At 65.7% G+C, this 17,166-nt stretch carries 17 protein-coding genes and 1 pseudogene; 12 read left to right on the top strand and 6 right to left on the bottom strand.

Annotated features, from left to right (window positions below; translation table 11 throughout):
• The 6 genes and pseudogenes from J7E89_RS28415 to J7E89_RS28390 form a co-directional block, all read left to right on the top strand.
• Nucleotides 1-525: pseudogene (locus tag J7E89_RS28415) on the top strand (hypothetical protein); the annotation flags it as partial.
• Nucleotides 526-649: 124 nt separating this feature from the next.
• A complete protein-coding gene (locus tag J7E89_RS28410; RefSeq protein WP_214977304.1) occupies nucleotides 650-946 on the top strand; it encodes a hypothetical protein in 297 nt (98 codons plus the stop codon).
• Entirely contained in the window at nucleotides 939-1,571 is a 633-nt protein-coding gene (locus tag J7E89_RS28405) for a hypothetical protein (RefSeq protein WP_214977303.1), read from the top strand. Before J7E89_RS28410 ends, J7E89_RS28405 begins: the two co-directional genes overlap by 8 nt.
• Before the next feature lie 653 nt (nucleotides 1,572-2,224).
• Nucleotides 2,225-2,869 carry a hypothetical protein gene (locus tag J7E89_RS28400; protein WP_214977302.1) on the top strand — a complete coding sequence of 215 codons (645 nt, stop codon included), beginning with the start codon at nucleotides 2,225-2,227 and terminating at the stop codon, nucleotides 2,867-2,869.
• Between the two features lie 352 nt (nucleotides 2,870-3,221).
• The gene (locus J7E89_RS28395; RefSeq protein WP_214977301.1) at nucleotides 3,222-3,377 is read left to right on the top strand and encodes a hypothetical protein; all 156 of its coding nucleotides are present in this window, start codon (nucleotides 3,222-3,224) and stop codon (nucleotides 3,375-3,377) included.
• Nucleotides 3,378-3,647: 270 nt separating this feature from the next.
• Nucleotides 3,648-4,307 (top strand): hypothetical protein, encoded by a 660-nt coding sequence (locus tag J7E89_RS28390; RefSeq protein WP_214977300.1) that lies wholly within the window; start codon nucleotides 3,648-3,650, stop codon nucleotides 4,305-4,307.
• Nucleotides 4,308-4,488: 181 nt separating this feature from the next.
• On the opposite strand, the gene J7E89_RS28385 is transcribed toward J7E89_RS28390, so the two are convergent.
• Nucleotides 4,489-4,773 carry a GntR family transcriptional regulator gene (locus J7E89_RS28385; RefSeq protein ID WP_214977299.1) on the bottom strand — a complete coding sequence of 95 codons (285 nt, stop codon included), beginning with the start codon at nucleotides 4,771-4,773 and terminating at the stop codon, nucleotides 4,489-4,491.
• A 153-nt stretch (nucleotides 4,774-4,926) separates the two neighbouring features.
• On the opposite strand from J7E89_RS28385, the gene J7E89_RS28380 reads away from it, so the two are divergent.
• The 5 genes from J7E89_RS28380 to J7E89_RS28360 all read left to right on the top strand — a co-directional run bounded on the left by J7E89_RS28380 (nucleotide 4,927) and on the right by J7E89_RS28360 (nucleotide 8,149).
• Nucleotides 4,927-5,217: a hypothetical protein gene (locus J7E89_RS28380; RefSeq protein ID WP_214977316.1), complete on the top strand. Its 291-nt coding sequence runs from the start codon at nucleotides 4,927-4,929 to the stop codon at nucleotides 5,215-5,217.
• A complete protein-coding gene (locus tag J7E89_RS28375; RefSeq protein WP_214977315.1) occupies nucleotides 5,214-5,552 on the top strand; it encodes a hypothetical protein in 339 nt (112 codons plus the stop codon). The genes J7E89_RS28380 and J7E89_RS28375 overlap by 4 nt, the downstream gene beginning before the upstream one ends.
• A 193-nt stretch (nucleotides 5,553-5,745) precedes the next feature.
• The gene (locus tag J7E89_RS28370; RefSeq protein ID WP_308315630.1) at nucleotides 5,746-6,399 is read left to right on the top strand and encodes a hypothetical protein; all 654 of its coding nucleotides are present in this window, start codon (nucleotides 5,746-5,748) and stop codon (nucleotides 6,397-6,399) included.
• Nucleotides 6,387-7,421, top strand: coding sequence for a hypothetical protein (locus J7E89_RS28365; protein ID WP_214977298.1), 1,035 nt, complete (start codon nucleotides 6,387-6,389; stop codon nucleotides 7,419-7,421). Before J7E89_RS28370 ends, J7E89_RS28365 begins: the two co-directional genes overlap by 13 nt.
• Before the next feature lie 167 nt (nucleotides 7,422-7,588).
• On the top strand, nucleotides 7,589-8,149 hold the full coding sequence (locus J7E89_RS28360) for a hypothetical protein (RefSeq protein ID WP_214977297.1): 561 nt from the start codon (nucleotides 7,589-7,591) through the stop codon (nucleotides 8,147-8,149).
• Here J7E89_RS28360 and J7E89_RS28355 read toward each other — a convergent pair.
• The 5 genes from J7E89_RS28355 to J7E89_RS28335 all read right to left on the bottom strand — a co-directional run bounded on the left by J7E89_RS28355 (nucleotide 8,146) and on the right by J7E89_RS28335 (nucleotide 11,539).
• Nucleotides 8,146-8,754 (bottom strand): hypothetical protein, encoded by a 609-nt coding sequence (locus J7E89_RS28355; RefSeq protein WP_214977296.1) that lies wholly within the window; start codon nucleotides 8,752-8,754, stop codon nucleotides 8,146-8,148. The two genes, J7E89_RS28360 and J7E89_RS28355, sit on opposite strands and share 4 nt — an antisense overlap.
• Before the next feature lie 8 nt (nucleotides 8,755-8,762).
• Nucleotides 8,763-10,166: a hypothetical protein gene (locus J7E89_RS28350; RefSeq protein ID WP_214977295.1), complete on the bottom strand. Its 1,404-nt coding sequence runs from the start codon at nucleotides 10,164-10,166 to the stop codon at nucleotides 8,763-8,765.
• A 29-nt stretch (nucleotides 10,167-10,195) separates the two neighbouring features.
• Nucleotides 10,196-10,504 carry a hypothetical protein gene (locus J7E89_RS28345; protein WP_214977294.1) on the bottom strand — a complete coding sequence of 103 codons (309 nt, stop codon included), beginning with the start codon at nucleotides 10,502-10,504 and terminating at the stop codon, nucleotides 10,196-10,198.
• Nucleotides 10,497-11,153: a hypothetical protein gene (locus J7E89_RS28340; protein ID WP_214977293.1), complete on the bottom strand. Its 657-nt coding sequence runs from the start codon at nucleotides 11,151-11,153 to the stop codon at nucleotides 10,497-10,499. Before J7E89_RS28340 ends, J7E89_RS28345 begins: the two co-directional genes overlap by 8 nt.
• A gap of 86 nt (nucleotides 11,154-11,239) precedes the next feature.
• Nucleotides 11,240-11,539 carry a WXG100 family type VII secretion target gene (locus J7E89_RS28335; RefSeq protein ID WP_214977292.1) on the bottom strand — a complete coding sequence of 100 codons (300 nt, stop codon included), beginning with the start codon at nucleotides 11,537-11,539 and terminating at the stop codon, nucleotides 11,240-11,242.
• Between the two features lie 248 nt (nucleotides 11,540-11,787).
• Here J7E89_RS28335 and J7E89_RS28330 point away from each other — a divergent pair, with 248 nt between their 5' ends.
• Nucleotides 11,788-16,326, top strand: a complete 4,539-nt coding sequence (locus J7E89_RS28330; protein ID WP_214977291.1) for an FtsK/SpoIIIE domain-containing protein — start codon at nucleotides 11,788-11,790, stop codon at nucleotides 16,324-16,326.
• Nucleotides 16,327-17,166: the final 840 nt, after the last annotated feature.

Below are 17,166 nucleotides of genomic sequence, written 5' to 3'. Positions count from 1 at the left end.
CGCGACTTTGCAATCGCCCTGACCGTGTCCCGAGTCGCCAAGCTCAAGGACGGAATCCGCGCCCACTCGCGCGTGATGGACGAACTGGGCCGGACCGTCGCCACGACCTCGGACGACGCAACCAAGGTATTTGCCAAAGACCTTCGGCTCTTCATCCGCAAGAGAATCCTCGACGACGCCGGTCGGGTGTCGGTCGATCCCCCGGAGATCAGCAAACTTGCCAAGCTCGCCAACTTGGGCGACGACGAAGCTGCCTCAATCTACGCCAACATCACCAAGAACGCCGATGCCTTCCCCGAAGTCGCCTCCACGGCCTCGCGCATTCAGTCCGGAGCCGGTTACGGAGCATCTCTCGCTGCCGCATATATCGGAACCGGCGCCGATGTGATCGACAAGAGTCTCGGTCAGAGTGATGCGATCAGCGCCGCGCACGAGCAGTTCGGCACCCCGGACAAGCCGTTCAGCGAGGGGTACAACGACTGGAAGGCCAATACGTGGAAGCCTCCCGTTGATACACACTGGTAGACAGCAACCCCCAGAGTGAAGGTTAGAACCAATGCCCCCCAACCGGTCCACAGCCAACCCGCTAATGACCCGCCTCGGCGGCGGAGTTGTGGCGGCGGCTCGGCTCTGCGTAATTGCTCCAGCAGTGTTCATCATCGTCTATTTCCTGCTTGCTGCCCTGAGCCCAAGGTCCCTGGTGGACACGTGGACTTGGCTCGAGCGAGGCGTGACGTCCGCCGGGATCCTCGGTGCCCTGTGGATCTTCGTGAAGTACCCGCTGCACAGCCGCCGCCCCGAAGGGCTCACGCATGCGCTCTCCGTCTCTTTCCTGCTGGTCCTGCCGGCGGTGGTGACCGGGTTCTGGCCCGGCATCATCGGCGCGTTCGTCACGCCGCTTCTTGTGGCCGGATCCGCCGTCACGGAAAGGTTGCGCGGTGCCTGAAGCGGCCCCCGAACTTCGATCGGCTCCCGTCGGATATGCACTCGTGCCGCCCCCGGGCTGGGACCTCATCCCTCTGCAGGACGGTACTGACGACGCGGTCAAGCACATCGTCGACCGAGCTGTTCACCGGCTGTCGGACGGCATCCCGAAGGACGACGTCATCAAGGCGCGCCTGGAGTTGCTCAAGCAGCTCAAGAGGGTGGTGAAGCAAGCACGCAAGGCCGGCGGCCTGACGCTCTACCTGCCGGTGGAGCGGATCCACGGCTCACTCATCGCCGCGTCCTTCGTCGTCTCCGAGGTGCTTTCCGGCCCTGGTGGCAATCCCCGCAGCGACGAGGTCTTGACCCACCTCCTCTCAGGAGCCGCGAACAGCGAGCCCATCGCCGTCGACGGCGCCGAGGGAATCCGCACGGACCGCGTCGCCCCTCCTGCCCCGGAGCGGGAAGTGGAGTATCCGTCCCGCCGCATCGACTACGTACTCCCGGTTCCGCGGGGTACGACCTCGCAGTGGGTCACGGTCTGCTTCAGCACCATCTCAGACGTGGATCCCCTCGGCGAGTTCGCCGAAGTCCTAGTGGAACTGTTCGATGCCGTGATGACCACGTTTCGCTGGAGCTACGCGTGATCTTTCTTGAGACTGACTCGGATCCCTCAGAGTGGCTGCTGATGCCGTTGACGTGGGACCGTCCGGACGACCTTCAAGAATGGGCGCACCAACACGCGGAGCTACTCTGGAAGCTTCACGAGAAGCGCCCGAAGCGGCGCGACAGGAAGGCCCTGGCGGTCCGGCTGGCCATGCTCGCAGAGGGCATCCCGGGGAGGGTCCCCGCACATCAGGTCTTCCTCTACGCACTGGATCCGCGACGGACTCCGCTGGCCTTCTACGCCCTGAAGGTCCCCGTGGAGGGCGACCGGACGGCCCGTCTCCGCGAGGCGGTCCAGGCGGACCAAGAAAGCCCCGTACGACCGGTCGAGGTGGATACCTTTACCACCGAACGTTTGGGAGAAGGGCTCCGATCGCTGCGTTACTGGGGGTCCCGCGAAGGCTCGCTGATGATGTCGCTCAACTTCGCTTGGCGCTCAGACGAGTTCGGAATCGACCTCACACTGCGAACGGTTTCGGACGACCCAGGCTGGCTGGCCTCGCACCTCGACGAGGTTGATGAATTTGCCCAAAGCCTCTGGCTCAACGACGTTGACCCCGCTTACGGACGATCCCGCCGATGCCCTCGTGGAATTGTTCGATGCGATCACGACGACCTTCCGATGGAGTACGCAGTGAGCTGGCTGGACATCGACTACGACGCCGACGTATGGCTCTCCGTGCCGATCCGCTGGACGGCGGCCGCGGGCGAGGATTTCGTGGGCAGCGAGCACAGGACCCGTGAGCAGTGGGCGCACGAAACGGCGCAGGACTGGTGGGAGGAGGACGACGAGACTCCAGGAGAGGGCGACGTCGAGCTCCTCGGCCGTACTCTCCTTGCCTGCGTCGAGAAGTACCCCAGCGTCCACCCCGGATTCGAGCTGCTCCTGTACCTGGCGCATCCCCGGATGATGCCGCTCCCCATCTGGATCGCCGAACTTCCTCTCAAGGGCGACGTGGGCGAACTCCGCAGACTGGTGCTCGCCGACGAGACCGAGGCGGTGGAGCCTCCGCTGGTCGAGGAGTTCGCGACCGAGTCGCTGGGGACGGGGCTGCGTTCGCTGAACTACACGCTGCTGCCGGGCACCAATGAGCTCTTCGTGGGGCTGCGCTACGCCTGGCTCAGCGAGGACCACGACAGAAGCGTGCTGATGATCACGGGCTCCCCGGCCCCCGGTCAGGTCCTGGCAGCGGCAGACGTCATCGCGGAGCTGGCGCATGATCTGCGGCTTCGGCATGACGATGACATGGGCTTTTGCGATGAGGAGGAGCAGTCCTGATCCTCGCCGGCAGGCAGAGGCAGAGGCAGAGGCAGAGGCCTGCGGCTCGGCAGCGCCGGCACGTTCCTCGTGATCCGGAAGAACCAGGTGCTACAGCCGGAGATGATCCATGCCCTTTCGGGCAAGTGCGGGGGCCGGGGCGGCTGCCGAAGCGTGTGCGGCATACGCCTCGGCGAGGTTGCGGCCCGTTGTTCCCGGACGAGTTCGGCGGTGCCGAAGTGGACCAATTCCCGGGTGTGCAGGCCGATCCCGCGATGGCGGTGTTCGTGGTTGTAGTAGCTGAAGAATCCCTCGCGCCAGGCGCGGGTTTTCTGGAGCGAGGTGGCGTTCACGGAGGGCGGCGGTGTATTTGATGGTCTTGAACTGGGCCTCGCTGAAGGGATTGTTCGACCGGGCTGTTCACCGACTATCGGACGACATTCCGAGGGACGACGTCATCAAGGCGCGCCTGGAGTTGCTCAAGCAGCTCAAGAGGGTGGTGAAGCAAGCACGCAAGGCCGACGCCTGACCGACCAGCCCGTCGGCAGGCCGTGGCCGGGCGCACGCCGCGGGGTTCGTCCGGTGCCCGCTGTGAGTCGGCCGTCACGGCCGGCCCGAGGGACGATTCCGGACTGGCCACCCACCGGGTCGACTACGCGGTCCCCGTCCCCAAGGATCCCTACCGTTGGGTCACCGTCGCCTTCTCCACCGTCGGCGGCGGCGCTCCCGACGATGAACTCGCTGACGCTGCAGTCGAGTTGTTCGATGCCATCATGACCACCTTTCGTTGGAGCAGAGAATGAGCTGGCTGAACATCGACTACGACTCGGACACGTGGCTGAAGATTCCCGGGCGCTGGACGGATGTCTACAACGAGGACGACGACGGGGTCCCCACGGACGACGACCAGCAGACTCCCGCGGAATGGGCAGCCGAGACGGCCCAGGACTGCTGGGACGACTCGGGAATCGACTCCGGCGAAACCGGCGTCGCCTTCTTGGCCGAGACCCTTCAGGCATGCGTCGAGAAGTACCCGCAGGCCTTTCCCGGTTACGACATCGTGCTGCACCTGCCCGACCCCCGGGCGATGCCCCTGCCCGTATACGTGACCGACTTCCCCATCGAGGGCGATCGCGAGCCAGCGCTCCGCCTCCTGGCCATGGCGGACGACAAGGAAGCCGTGGAACCTCCGATCGTGGAGGAATTCACCACGGAAGACCTCGGTCAGGGACTCCGCGTCCTGCGCTATTTCACGATGCCGAACAGCACCGACCTCCTCATCGGCCTGAGGTACGCCTGGCGCAGCGAGAAATTCGACCGCGACCTGGTAATGATCACCGCCTCACCCGCCCCGGGCAGGGTGCTCTCGGCCCTGGAGGACATCGACGATCTGGCACGCTCCATCAGGCTGCGCGCCGACAACGACCTCGACGACTACGACAGTGACGACGTCGCCTGACCGGCCGACGTAACAACTGAAGCGACCGCCAGGGCGCCCACACTGCCAGGCATTTCAGCCCTACCGACGCGGATTCAGAAAGAGACCCGAGCCTCCGCGGTGACGCCGCAGAGCGGCGCGGCGTCACCGCGGGACCCTGCGGTGTGTTCGCCGTCGGACTCGCAAGCCTACGAGGGGTCGCTCACTCGCCCTCGGGCCCCTCCTGCTTCGGCAGCGGATCGGCGACAAACGTGCCCTTACCGTGCACGGTGACGATCAGCTTGCGCTGTCGGAGTTCCTGGGCGGCCCGACGAACCGTCAAGTACGCAACCCCGTACTCCGTTGCAAGGTCTCGCTCAGCAGGCAGCCGCGCTCCGGGGTGCAGCTCACCCGCGGCGATGCGCGCAGCAATGTGGTCGGCAATGGCGACGTACACCAGCTGCGGTCCCTGCGGGTCGAAGTCCGGAATCTTGCTCTGGCCACTCATGAAGCCACGGTAAGCACCCCTGACCTGCGAGAACCATTAGCGAGCTATACATAGCTTCACTGAGCTTGTAGCGTTGTGACGCACGCAACAGAGACCCCGGCGACGGCGGATACCGTCCCGGGGCATGGCCAACGCTGTTGAAGGAGCGTCGACATGCGAGACCTTACCGTTCGATTCCTGGCATGGGTGCTGGGCGCCTGCACCCCACATCCCCACGGCCGCCATCGCCTCGGAGCCACCCCGGCCACCTTGCGGATCACCCCTGCCCCGCCCCGCTTCACGGACCTGCTCGACGGCAGTACGTCACTTCTCGTACGCCCCTACGTCCTCGACCCGGCCGAGCGGCGCCGGCAACGAGAGCGGCGCCGCACCCTCCACCTGGCGACACTCGGCATCGACGTCGGCCCGGACTGGATTCACGGCGTGCGGGTGAGTGCGCGATGACCCGACTCCCGGTACGGACGTGCGCCCGCTGTCAGCAGACCACCGACGCCCCTGTCCTCGTGCATGAGGTCCACGCCGCGACGGGGCCGGGCTTCACCGTGTACGCGTGCCCGGAGTGCGCCGAGCACTATCCGCCGCTTACCGACGCCCTGGAACTCCTCGGCTCAACTCCGCGGCGATCCCGGCTGACACTGCGTACCTACAAGGTCAACACCCAAGGCGCCGTGACCGAAGACAGCGGCAAGGTGGTGGCCCTGTCGGACAGAGACGCCAACGCACTGTCGCCAACTTCCGCGTATCCGCCGTGCGGCTGCCAACGGTGCCGACCGAGGTAACCACCGCGAACGGCACTCGCAGAACCTCCACGCCGCGGCCCCGGACGCATGTAAGCGTCCGGGGCCACACGCGACCTGTCCGATTTCACACACATCACACTCCAGGCAGGGTAGTTCGCTCTAGCGAAACCATGCGCCCCACGGATAGCGTCATTGCCCTTGACTGATCCTTTGCCCCAACTGGGAGTTGACCGTGAAGCGCCGCACCTTGCCCGTTGCTGCCGTGTTCGCCGCAACCGCAGCCCTCATGCTGACGGCCTGCGGCAGCGGCGATGAGAAGCCCAAAGCCAACAACACGATCGCGGGCGTTGACCAGAGTGAGAAGGAGTCCCCCACACCCAGCGCCACCCCCTCGGGCACATCCGACCGCCCCAAGATCGAACTCCCGCCGGACGACAAGCTCGTTTTCATCCCGGAGAAAACGGGCAATGCCGTAAAGGACGCCATTCTCGCCGACAACGCCGAGCGGATGCGTGCTACTGACGCTGCAATTGCAGGAACAGATCCCAAGTATGTTGCCCTCAATTTTTATAATTCTGGGAGGGCTCTCGAGGCTGCATCCAACTGGGTTGAAGAGTTCAAGGCGGCAGGGCTCACCATTACTGGCACAGTCCGATACAGCGACCGGCGTGTGACGCTAAACAAGGATGGAACCGCTTCCCTGACCTACTGCGCCGATGAGAGTAAGGGATTCAATAAGAATCTCAAGACCGGCAAGATCGATGTCATCCCGCCCAATAAGGATAGTTACGTCTCCTACAGCACAAAACTAGAGAAGAATTCGGACGGAGTTTGGCAGACCACGCGAATCATCTCGAAGAGGGGGGCGGCGCAATGCCAGCCGTAAGGAAGTCATCGCTATGTTTCATGGCACTGGCTCTGGGCGCCACTGCTTTCATGAGTACCCCCTCCGCCTGGGCAGCCCGCGGCCGAGGCGGGAACTCCGAGACCGACACACAGGTCGATGGCAAAGGCGCAGGACAGGACCTCTCCGCAATTGCGGGCGGAGTCAGCTTCGATCGCTCAAGGAACGGTAGGGGCGAGGCGGCCGGCCCGGTAACCGCGGCCGGCAACTGGACGCCGCCTGCCTGCTGGTACGCACCCAAGTACACCCCGGCGCAGTTCAAGAAGGAACGCGAGTCGGTCTGGGCCTCCGAATCCACCGGCGCACAGTGGGACTTGGAACAGCGCAAGCGCTACGTGGACGGCGAGCCCTACAAGGACTTTAACGCCGACAAGGCCGGCAAGGGCTACTGGTGGGATTCGTACGTCAACGAAGCCCGCAGCGGCGAACCCGGCGCGCTCGCCTGCGACAAGCCGACATTCTGGGTCGACAACGGCGACCCGCCGCCCGCCGACGTCCCCGAGGCGGTGACCCCCGAGATCCTCGCGCACCTCGCTTACGCCGAAGTCCGCGTACCCGACACCGAGATCGAACTCGCCCCCAAGGCCAACACCAAAGTCAACCTCCCCACCTGGGCCTGGCTCGACAAGGCCGAGTTCAAGCCCGTGTCCGTCACCGCCTCGGTCCCCGTCCTGAACATCCAGGCCACCGCCACAGCCACCCCGCACTCCCTCAAGATCGAGCCCGGCACCAAGGACGCCACACTCCACCCCGCCTCCGGCGAATGCCCCATCCAGGACGGCAGCATCGGCGTCCCCTACACACAGGGATCAGCCGACCAGACCCCACCCTGCGGTCTCACCTACCTCCGCTCCTCCGGCGACGGCACGTACAAACTCCAGGCCACCATTACCTGGAAGATGCACTGGACCGGAACCGGCGGTGCCGGCGGCGACCTCCCTGACGGCACCTTCGGCACCACCCAGAACATCACCGTCCAGGAAATCCAGGCCATCAACCGCTGAATGGACGTGCGCGCGGGGAGTTGCCGGAGGCACGATCAGACGACGGCCCCCCGCGCCGCGCTCGTCTTGCCTGTGTCGACGAGATCCTTTGATTCATGGCTGTCGTGACCTCGCCGGACAGGCCACAGCATCGCGACCCGAGAGAGCTAGGCCGTCAACCCACGAGCATGAACCCACTCACCCAGGGATCCCGGCGCTGGCGCCTCCTCGTGAACTGGATGTACGGCGCTGCCGCCGGCCTGGGCGGGGTCGGGGCGCTAATCACGGGGGTCGTGACCGCGGCAGCGAACGACGGGGCGTTCACCGAATCAGGGACCCCCCGCGACCATGTCGTCGGCGTCCTCGCCATGCTGTTCCTCGCGGCGATGTGTCTGGATCTCGCATACCGGCGTATCCGCGACGCTCTCTTCCTGCACCGCGTCAGGCGCGCGGAGGACGCTGACGTCACACAAGGCTTCGTCGCCCCCGTGATCTACGCCTACGGGACGATATCCGCGATGGCTTTGGCCTCCGTGGCCACCGCCGTGCCCCTCTGGGCAACACTGCTCATTGTGGTGGGCCCACCGCTGGTGCTTCTTGGATCGCGGGCGCCCGGGACCTGGCGGGTCTGGCGCGGCCGGCAAGCCGCCAGAGCCGCCGCACGCGAAGCGGCCCGGCCGGTCGTCAGTACGCGGAACCCCCGCGCTACGCGACGGACCAGCCGGGCTCAGCGGCGGGGGGCCTCCTAGAGTTCGGATTCGTCGTCGATGAGCCGGATCCTCTGCACGAACTCGTTGATGGCAGGCTCCGCAGCGGAGATCTCCCCCAGGTCGCCCGACGAGGCAAAGGCGATGAGGTCCACACCATGCTTCTCGCTGCGGAAGGCGTACCAGAGGTTCATCGCCACAGACTGGTCGTCCAACTGCACATGATTACGGGAGTGCAGTCCCGTACCGAGTCCCTCCGTGGAGAACTTCTCGACCTGCGGTGGAAGCATGGCATCGGGGCTTTCTACGCGGGCGTACTTGCGGAGTGTCGCCTCCCGTTCGCCCTCTGCCGGCCCGTACCAGAGAACAAGAGCCAGCGGTCCTTCACTGGGGTGCGCGAAATAGAGATAAGTCTCTCGATAGGTGTTCATCTCCTCAAACACTTGCCGATGGGCCGCGAGTAGCTTCGAGAGGCGCTTGATTTCTTTCCGCTTCTGCGGGATGCCGTGGTAAAAGAGGAGGGTGACCGCCTCGCCTTCAGCCCAATCCCGCTCGTCGCGCCAGGGCCTCTCGTCCCACGCACCTCGGGGCAGGGGAACCCAGTGCCGATTGTCGTAGTCGACATGAACCCAACTCACTTTTTCCACCCGTTCCTCTACGGCGCGTAGTCGTACATGCCGGTATCGTTCGGAGCCAAGTCCTTGAAATCTCCGTACGGACCGACCTTCGGCTTCTCCTCCACCACATCGCTGGGCCCGATGCCCTTGTCGGTCCAGTCAATCAGGGTCCCACCAACGAAGGTACTGAAGGCGAGCGACCCGTAGCGTGATGCCCTCTGCGCCGCAGCATTCATGGCGGCGTCGCCGCCACGCTTCGCGGCCTCGTTCCGCGCGTACATCAGGCTCGCGGCGTCGCCACGGTCACCACCCGCCCTCAGGACCTCCTTCGGGCTGGGGTTCGGCAGATCTCTCGCGACGCCCTTGGGTTTCAGTGACTTCCGGTAGGCATCCTGCTGCTGCTGAATCCCGTTCCTCACACGCTTATTGGGCGCAGCCGCCTTGTCTGCCTTAAATTCCGCCATCTTTTTTTTGTACGCCTCTGTCAGCTTGACGTTCTTCACCTCCTGGCGCCCCGCCTTGATGGAGGCCTCCCTCGCCGCGTCCGCGCCCTTCTTGAGGCCGCGCCCGGCGATTCTGCCCATACCCATGGTGGCCAGACCGAGGGCGTCGAAGGCCACATCTCCCCAACCACCGTTACCAGTACCCGCCATGGCGATGTGGGTGGCGAGGGTCGCACCCGCGATATACGAACCGATTTGCATCATGAGGGCCGCGGCCGCGAGCCACCCCGCGCCCGGTACCATGAACATGGCGGCAATCATGATGACCAGCGCCACTGCGGCCAGGATGGTGGCGACCCAGCCGGCGATCTCCAGAACAATCTTGATGGCTTTGAGATTGCGCTCGATCAGGTTGGAGACAAGGCTCCAGAATCCGTCCTCGACGGCGTCGTCAATGATGTCGCGGATTTTGTCCGCGATCCGCCTGGCGTCGTTCCCGTACTCCTCGACGGCCCTGCTGTTGCGCTTCTTGGCGTTCTCGAACGTGGTCCGCGCCCGCTCCAGCTCCGCCTTCTTCGTGGCGACCAGGTCCTTCTCGGCCTTCTTCGCTGCATCCGAGTCGAGGTCCGTCGTACCGACCAGTGCCCGGAAGGTGTCCTGGGCCTCCTTCGCGGAGGTCAGCGCCCGGGCGGTCTCGCTCTGGGCCTCTTCGAGGCAGCCAGCCCATTCGGTCAGCTTGCTGGAGACCTTCTCATAGCGGCCGGCCGCCTTCTCCAGCTTGCTCTTGAGCTTGTCGGATCCGTTCTTCAATTCCTCGACGTACTTGCCCTTGAGCTCGTCCGTGTCCGCGATGGCCTTGAGGCGGTCGATCTGTTCCCTGATCTGCTCACCGGTGGTGGCCATGGTCTTCCCGCTGGCGCGTACACCCTCGGGGTCGCCCGGTGTGGGATCGGAGCCGGCCAGCGGCTGCCAGTCCTTCGGACGCGTCTTCGGTGTCATGCTGCCCCGTGCCCCCTGTAACCGGTCTTCTACTTTTTACGCTTGTCGTCGACCTTGGACTTGTCGACCAGGTCCTGCTCCAGGCCCTCGAAGCTCTCTCGCGCCTTCGTGACCAGCTTCAGTACGTCCTCGATGTTCTGCAGCATCTGTTGGCGGTTGTCCTTCCAGTTGTCGGCGAACTCGTGCATGGCGCTTTCCAGCGTCTTCGCACCGACATCTTCGGCCAGTTCGTCCTGGCGGTTTCCGCACTTCCTGAACTCTCTCTTGATGTGCGTCAGCGCCCCCTCGGACTTCACCAGCAGGTCGTAGTCGACCTTCAGATCGGACTTGTCACCCATCAGTCCTCCTCTGCCACGTGAATGTCGTCATGATCGCGTCGAAGAGTTCCACGAGCAGCAGGGCGAACTCTCCCTCCGCGTCCCCGTCCCCCGGTGTGGAAAAGGAGGCACTGAGCCAGCGCGCCGGGTCCCCCGGCACCGGAAACGTGTAGTCCACGACCCTCGCGGCATCGTTCACATCCTTCGCCGGGTCCGCGGGGCGTACGTGCTCGCTGCGAGTGCCAATACCGCCCTCCACCGAGATCTGCTCGACCGTCCTCTCCGTGTCCCCGCCCTCGGCCAGCTGCCGTGCCACGTCCACGGGGTCCATGCCCTCGCCGACCTGGAGCCGGAACTCAGAGACGACGATGGAGCAGGGGGTGGCCACTTCACCGCGCGGCATAGTGGGGAGATACAGGTCGATTCCGGAATTTTCCGCTGCCTTGTGTGCCAAGCCCAGCAGTCGGCCCTCGAGTTGGGCCCGGAGCCTCGCGACGTCGTCCCGCGGGATCTCTTCGGGTGCGTACGCGATGGTCTCTGCGGCCACCTCGCGAACCGCGTCCTCCGTACCCTTCCTGAGCGGGATGCGCGCCCAGCCCGGGGGCAGGATCAGCGAGTAGCCGGATAGCGCCCCTCGGCGCGCCGGAGCCGGTCCGGTGTCAACCGTCATTGTTCACAGCCTTCCTGGCGCAGAGCCACACCAGGGGGTGGTGCAACCCCATGGCTCCACCACCCCCTGCCGTAGAGCAGTTGTGACTACTTCTTCGCGGACTTTCCCAGTTCCTCATCGATCTGCTCGAACTTGTCGGCAGCCATCGTCAGGTAGTCGCTCATGCCGGTGAGCCCCTCGGCGGTGTCCTTCATGCCGTGGATGAACTCCTGGAAGCTCTCGTTGAAGGCCTTGGAAGCGCTCTTGGTAACGAAGCCGCCCTCGACCAGGCCCTGGATGAAGGCCTTCAGGTCGGTCAGCTTTCCGTCGATCTTCTCCTTCTCGCGGCCCACGTGCTTGGCCGCATTCCGCATCTCCTCATAAGTGACGTCAAGGTCCTTGGCCATGGAGCTCTCCTGTTCATACGTGCCGCAGGGCCGACCCCCGTGGCTCCACTGGTACAGATGATGCGATCTTCGGCACCTGCGCAGCAGCTTACGAGAGTGGATGCAGTTGCACAGGCCTGTCTCCCGAGAGGGTGGTGTGACCTGAGGTACGGGGGCATTGCCGGTGGGAGACAGCGAGCGGCTAGTGTCAAAGTGCCTGCGGCCCACGCTCGGTTGGCGTCCGCACATTCAGCATGCGGAGGACGTTTGTGCGCCTGACTCTGACTGTCGTCGATCCGTTCGCCGGCTTCAGCACCGACGTGGTGCTCGACGCAGATGCCGAGACAGTCGTTGGCGACGTCGCACGTGAGCTGGGCGAGCGCGCCGGGGGTGGGGGCGCTCAGGTGATCTCCATAGGTGCTTCGCCCGGGGCGGGTGACGGTACGCCGAGGCTCTTCGTCGACGGGGCCGAGCTCAGTCCGGCCGCCACCGTCATGGGTTCATCTCTGCGCGAGGGTGCGGTGGTCAGTCTCAACGACCCTGCCGGGTGCTGGCCCGGGGAGCCGGGCGGGCTGGTCGAATTGCGTGTTGTGGGCGGGCCGGGGGCAGGAACCGTGCAGCGACTCGGCGTGGGGCGATACGGGGTCGGACGTGGTAGGGCGCAACAGGTACGTATCGATGGGGATCCCGAACTTGCGGACCATGCGCTCACATTGAGTGTCGCCATTGATGGCAATTGTCAGGTCTCGGTGCAAGGGGATGCCTCCGCTGTCCGCATGGACGGGGAAGAGCTCGACGGGGACGCCTGGCCGCTGGGCAAGCAACTGGCCGTCGGGAACACCCTGTTGGAGTTCACCCGCTATTCGCCGCCCGACGCCGCGCTGAAGTGGTCCGAAGGCGGCGGCGCGTTCGACTACAACCGTCCGCCCCGGCTTCGCCCGCCCGAGCGCGAGACGAAGTTCAGCCTGCCCAAGCGCCCCACCGAACAGGACGCCCGGCCCATCCCCTGGCTGATGGCGGTCCTCCCGCTCGTCTCAGCGGTCACCATGGCCGCGGTCTTCGGTCGCTGGTACTACCTGATCCTGGCCGTCTTCAGCCCGATCATCCTGTTCGCCAACTACTTCATGGACAAGAAGCACGGACGGAAGTCGCACGCAAAGCTCCTCAAGGAGTACGAGGAGCACAAGGCCCGTATCGAGAAGGATGCCCAGGACGCCCTGGTCGCCGAACGCACCGACCGGCGCCGTGCTGTTCTCGATCCGGCCGCGGTGCTGACCTTGGGCACAGGTCCGCGAACCCGGCTGTGGGAGCGACGCCGCACGGACGGCGATCACCTGCTCCTGCGCGTCGGCACGGGCAAGCTGCCGTCCGAGGTTGTCCTCGACGACCCTGAGCAGGATGCGCACCGCCGTAAGGTCACTTGGGATATTCCGGATGCGCCGGTCGCGCTGCCACTCCGTAAACTTGGAGTCATCGGCATGGCCGGCCCCGGTGACTCCCCGCAGGCGCTCGGCCGCTGGGCAGTGGCACAGACCGCGACTCTGCACAGTCCGATGGATGTTCAGTTCTATGTGCTCACCGAGTCCTCGGCGCAGACCAGCTGGGACTGGGTGCGCTGGCTGCCGCACAGCCGCCCGTCCAGCGGCCAGGACGCCAACGTCCTGATCGGCACGGACGCCGAGACCGTCGGTGCCCGCATCGGCGAGCTCACCCAGCTGCTGGACGCCCGCGTGAAGGCGTTGAAGGAGAAGCAGAGCCAGGGCGCGACCTTCAGCGATCCCGACATTGTCATCGTCTGGGACGGTTCACGGCGACTGCGCTCCATGCCGGGTGTTGTACGACTGCTGCGTGAGGGCCCCGCTGCCCACCTGTACTCGGTGTGCCTGGACGCCGAGGAGCGGTTCCTGCCCGGCGAGTGCCAGGCCATCGTGATCGCCGAGCCGAAGGCTGAAGAGGTGAGCACCGCACCTGAGACGAGCGTCGCCGGGCAGCCTGTCGGCGGGTTCCCCTCGTTCCAGGCTTGGCACACCACCCAGCCTCAAACACAGGCGCAGCAGGCCGAACCCCGGCTGCGTCTGCGCGTCGAGCAGACTGGCGCCGCGCACGTCAGAAACGTACGGCCTGATTTCGTCTCGCCCTCGTGGTGCCTGCGGCTTGCCCGGTCACTGTCTTCGCTGCGCGACATCAGTGGTGAGACCGAGGATTCGGCGCTGCCCTCCTCGAGTCGTCTGCTGGACGTACTGCAACTGGAGCCGCCGACGGGGGACGACATCGCGGCCCGCTGGCGGATGAGCGGCCAGTCGACGATGGCGGTGGTCGGTGAGTCGTACGACGGGCCCTTCGGCATCGACATCCGGCGCGACGGCCCGCACGGCCTGATCGCCGGTACCACCGGTTCGGGCAAGTCGGAGCTTCTCCAGACGATCGTGGCGGCTCTCGCGGTGGCCAACACCCCCGAGAACATGACGTTCGTACTCATCGACTACAAGGGCGGCTCCGCCTTCAAGGACTGTGTGAAGCTGCCGCACACGGTCGGCATGGTCACCGACCTCGACGCGCACCTCGTCGAGCGGGCCCTGGAGTCCCTGGGCGCCGAACTCAAGCGGCGCGAGCACATCCTCGCGGCCGCCGACGCCAAAGACATCGAGGACTACCAGGACCTGGTACGCCGCGACTCATCGCACCAGCCGGTGCCCCGGCTCCTGATCGTGATCGACGAGTTCGCATCCATGGTCCGCGATCTGCCCGACTTCGTCACCGGTCTGGTCAACATCGCTCAGCGAGGCCGTTCGCTCGGCATTCACCTGCTCCTGGCCACCCAGCGGCCCAGCGGTGTCGTCTCGCCCGAGATCCGCGCCAATACGAACCTCCGCATCGCACTGCGCGTCACCGACGGCGGCGAGTCCAGCGACGTCATCGACTCGCCCGAGGCCGGACACATCTCCAAGTCCACGCCGGGACGTGCCTATGTCCGTCTCGGCCACGCCTCTCTCGTCCCCTTCCAGTCGGGACGCGTCGGTGGCCGCAGGCCGGGCGCCGCTGATCCGCAGGCCACCGCACCGTGGTCGGCGCCGCTCACATGGGAGAACCTGGGACGTGCCGCACTGGTGAAGCCGAAGGCCCAGGCCCGCGAGGAAGAGGAAATCACCGACCTCAAGGTCCTCGTAGACGCGGTCCAGGAGGCCAATACGCGCCTTGCCATTCCGCCGCAGCACAGCCCATGGCTGCCGGCCCTGGACGAAACCCTGCTGCTCACCTCGATCCCTACGGCGCCGATGGCCGGCCCGCTGCCAATAGCGGCCTACGGCGTCGAGGACCTGCCCGCAAACCAGGAACGCCGCCCCGTCACGGTGGACTTCGCCTCATTCGGACATCTGCTGATCCCCGGATCGCCGCGCAGTGGACGCTCCCAGGTGCTGCGTACCATCGCGGGCTCGCTCGCCCGCACCCACTCGGTCGCCGACGTCCACCTGTACGGCATCGATTGCGGCAACGGCGCGCTCAACGCCCTGACCGCGCTGCCGCACTGCGGCGCGGTCATCGGACGGGCCCAGAGCGAGCGGGCCGTACGGCTCATCAGTCGTCTCCAGGGTGAACTCACCCGCCGCCAGGAACTGCTGGCTGAGAAGGGCATCGCCGACATCGGCGAGCAGCGGGCCGCAGCGGCCGAAGACGAGCGGCTGCCGCACATCGTGGTACTCCTCGACCGTTGGGAGGGCTGGCTGACCTCGCTGGGCGAGATCGACAACGGCGAACTGACCGACCAGCTCACCGTCATCATGCGCGAGGGCGCCAGTATCGGTATCCACCTGGTGATCACCGGTGACCGACAGCTGGTCACCGGACGGTTGAGCTCGCTGACCGAGGACAAGCTGGGCCTGCGGCTCGCGGACCGCTCGGACTTCTCGCTGATTGGCATCAGCCCGCGCAAGCTCCCCGAGGAGATCCCGCCAGGGCGGGCATTCCGTGGTGAGGCCGGTACGGAGATCCAGTTCGCGCTGCTGTCCGAGGACGCCACCGGGCAGGGGCAGGCAGCTGCCCTGGCGGAGATCGGTGAGACCGCGCGCGAGCGCGACGCCGGGCTCCTCCGCTCCCGGCGCCCGTTCCGGGTGGACGTACTGCCGCGCCGCGTCTCCTTCGAGGACGCCTGGGGACTGCGCGACCCGGAGGCGGCCCGCTCCCCGCTGTGGGGCCTGGTGGGGATCGGAGGAGACGAACTCACGGGATTCGGCCCGGACTTGGCGCAGGGTGTACCGGCATTCGTCATTGCGGGCCCGGCGAAATCGGGCCGCAGCACCGTGCTGATGAACCTGGCGCGCTCATATCTCGCTCAGGGAGTACGGCTGGTGGTTGCCGCTCCCCGCACTTCACCGGTTCGCGAGCTCGAAGGCCAAGAAGGCGTACTGAAGATCTTCACCGAGGACGACATCGAGAAGGAAGACCTCGAGGAGGTCACCGAGACTGCGACGCCCGAGACGCCGATTGTGGTGCTGATCGACGACGGTGAACAACTGGAGGACTGCGATGCCGGCCCGGCGTTCAAGCGCATCATCCAACGAGGTGCCGACCGGGGCCTGGGCCTGGTGATCGCAGGCGACGAGGACGATGTCTGCAGCGGCTACAGCGGCTGGCAGGTCGAAGCGAAGAAGGCGCGGCGCGGCATCCTGCTGTCGCCACAGGACACGACCAGCGGCGAGCTCATCGGTATTCGCACGACCCGAAGCATGGTCCGTGACCCGATCACTCCGGGGAGGGGCCTGCTGCACCTGGGCGGCGGTGAGTACCGGACGGTCGTCACGCCGATGTGACGCGGGAGGACCTTGTAGGCGGAGGTCTGCCCGGCTTCCGACCTGTGTCGGCTCTGCGGGCTGGTGCGGATCTCACGGCCACCCAACCTTGACGTGCTATGTCAGAAGGCTTCCGCTGACCGCTCGGCAGGCTTGATCGGTCGAACAGGGTTCTTGTTCGACTCCCGGTCACTCAAGGTTGATCGGGCCGTCAGGTAGCCAGCCGTCGAGATAGCCGTCAACCAGGCTTGCGGTGGCATCGAGATACGGTTCATTCAGTACGCGCCCCAGGGATGTGCGTGGTGTCCATTCTGCAATCCCGTCGGGTCGACCAGCCCGAACAGGGCCCTCGAGTAGGGGAGGGCCGACTCGGGCAATGAAAACGCGCTCCTCCACCCGAGCCAGGACCGGAGCCGTCGGTGAGGGTGCCCAGCGTCGGCCTACAACGGATCCCCATCGCAACCCCCGATCGCCGAAGCTCCGCTCTGCGAGCCGGACGGCCGCCTGGCTGTACGACTCCGGAAACCGGACGGTGCACTGCGGAAGTGCCCATTGCAATGCGGTGGAACCAGGCTGCGCACACAGGGCGACACGCTGGGCGTCGTCGATCGCGACAAGGCTGACAACACGGATGAAGCGCGGGCTGGGGAGTCGCATAGAAGCAGCGTCGGTAATGGCTGCACAAATAGCCAGCCGAGAGGGCCGGACGGGGCCGCTTTGGGCATCTGCACAATCAATGAGACCCGCCCCGGCTCTCGGCTGAACCGGTGCAGGCAGGACTTGGGTGAGCGGTGCTTTTACTTGGGAAAACGCACCCCGAGCGCCGGGAAGCCCTATCGGAACGCCCTCGTACTCCCAGCT

The sequence above is a fragment of the Streptomyces sp. ISL-100 genome (assembly GCF_018614615.1).
Classification (GTDB): Bacteria; Actinomycetota; Actinomycetes; order Streptomycetales; family Streptomycetaceae; genus Streptomyces.
Note: the sequence above shows the minus strand (reverse complement) of the source record. Positions and strands in the feature narration are given on the sequence as shown.

Excerpts from the sequence above, each read along its gene's own strand:
- J7E89_RS28390 (WP_214977300.1), top strand. The coding sequence starts at position 3,648 with ATGAGCTGGCTGAACATCGACTACGACTCGGACACGTGGCTGAAGATT.
- J7E89_RS28340 (WP_214977293.1), bottom strand. The coding sequence starts at position 11,153 with ATGACGGTTGACACCGGACCGGCTCCGGCGCGCCGAGGGGCGCTATCC.
- J7E89_RS28360 (WP_214977297.1), top strand. The coding sequence starts at position 7,589 with ATGAACCCACTCACCCAGGGATCCCGGCGCTGGCGCCTCCTCGTGAAC.
- J7E89_RS28335 (WP_214977292.1), bottom strand. The coding sequence starts at position 11,539 with ATGGCCAAGGACCTTGACGTCACTTATGAGGAGATGCGGAATGCGGCC.
- J7E89_RS28345 (WP_214977294.1), bottom strand. The coding sequence starts at position 10,504 with ATGGGTGACAAGTCCGATCTGAAGGTCGACTACGACCTGCTGGTGAAG.
- J7E89_RS28380 (WP_214977316.1), top strand. The coding sequence starts at position 4,927 with ATGCGAGACCTTACCGTTCGATTCCTGGCATGGGTGCTGGGCGCCTGC.
- J7E89_RS28350 (WP_214977295.1), bottom strand. The coding sequence starts at position 10,166 with ATGACACCGAAGACGCGTCCGAAGGACTGGCAGCCGCTGGCCGGCTCC.
- J7E89_RS28395 (WP_214977301.1), top strand. The coding sequence starts at position 3,222 with ATGGTCTTGAACTGGGCCTCGCTGAAGGGATTGTTCGACCGGGCTGTT.
- J7E89_RS28385 (WP_214977299.1), bottom strand. The coding sequence starts at position 4,773 with ATGAGTGGCCAGAGCAAGATTCCGGACTTCGACCCGCAGGGACCGCAG.
- J7E89_RS28365 (WP_214977298.1), top strand. The coding sequence starts at position 6,387 with ATGCCAGCCGTAAGGAAGTCATCGCTATGTTTCATGGCACTGGCTCTG.
- J7E89_RS28375 (WP_214977315.1), top strand. The coding sequence starts at position 5,214 with ATGACCCGACTCCCGGTACGGACGTGCGCCCGCTGTCAGCAGACCACC.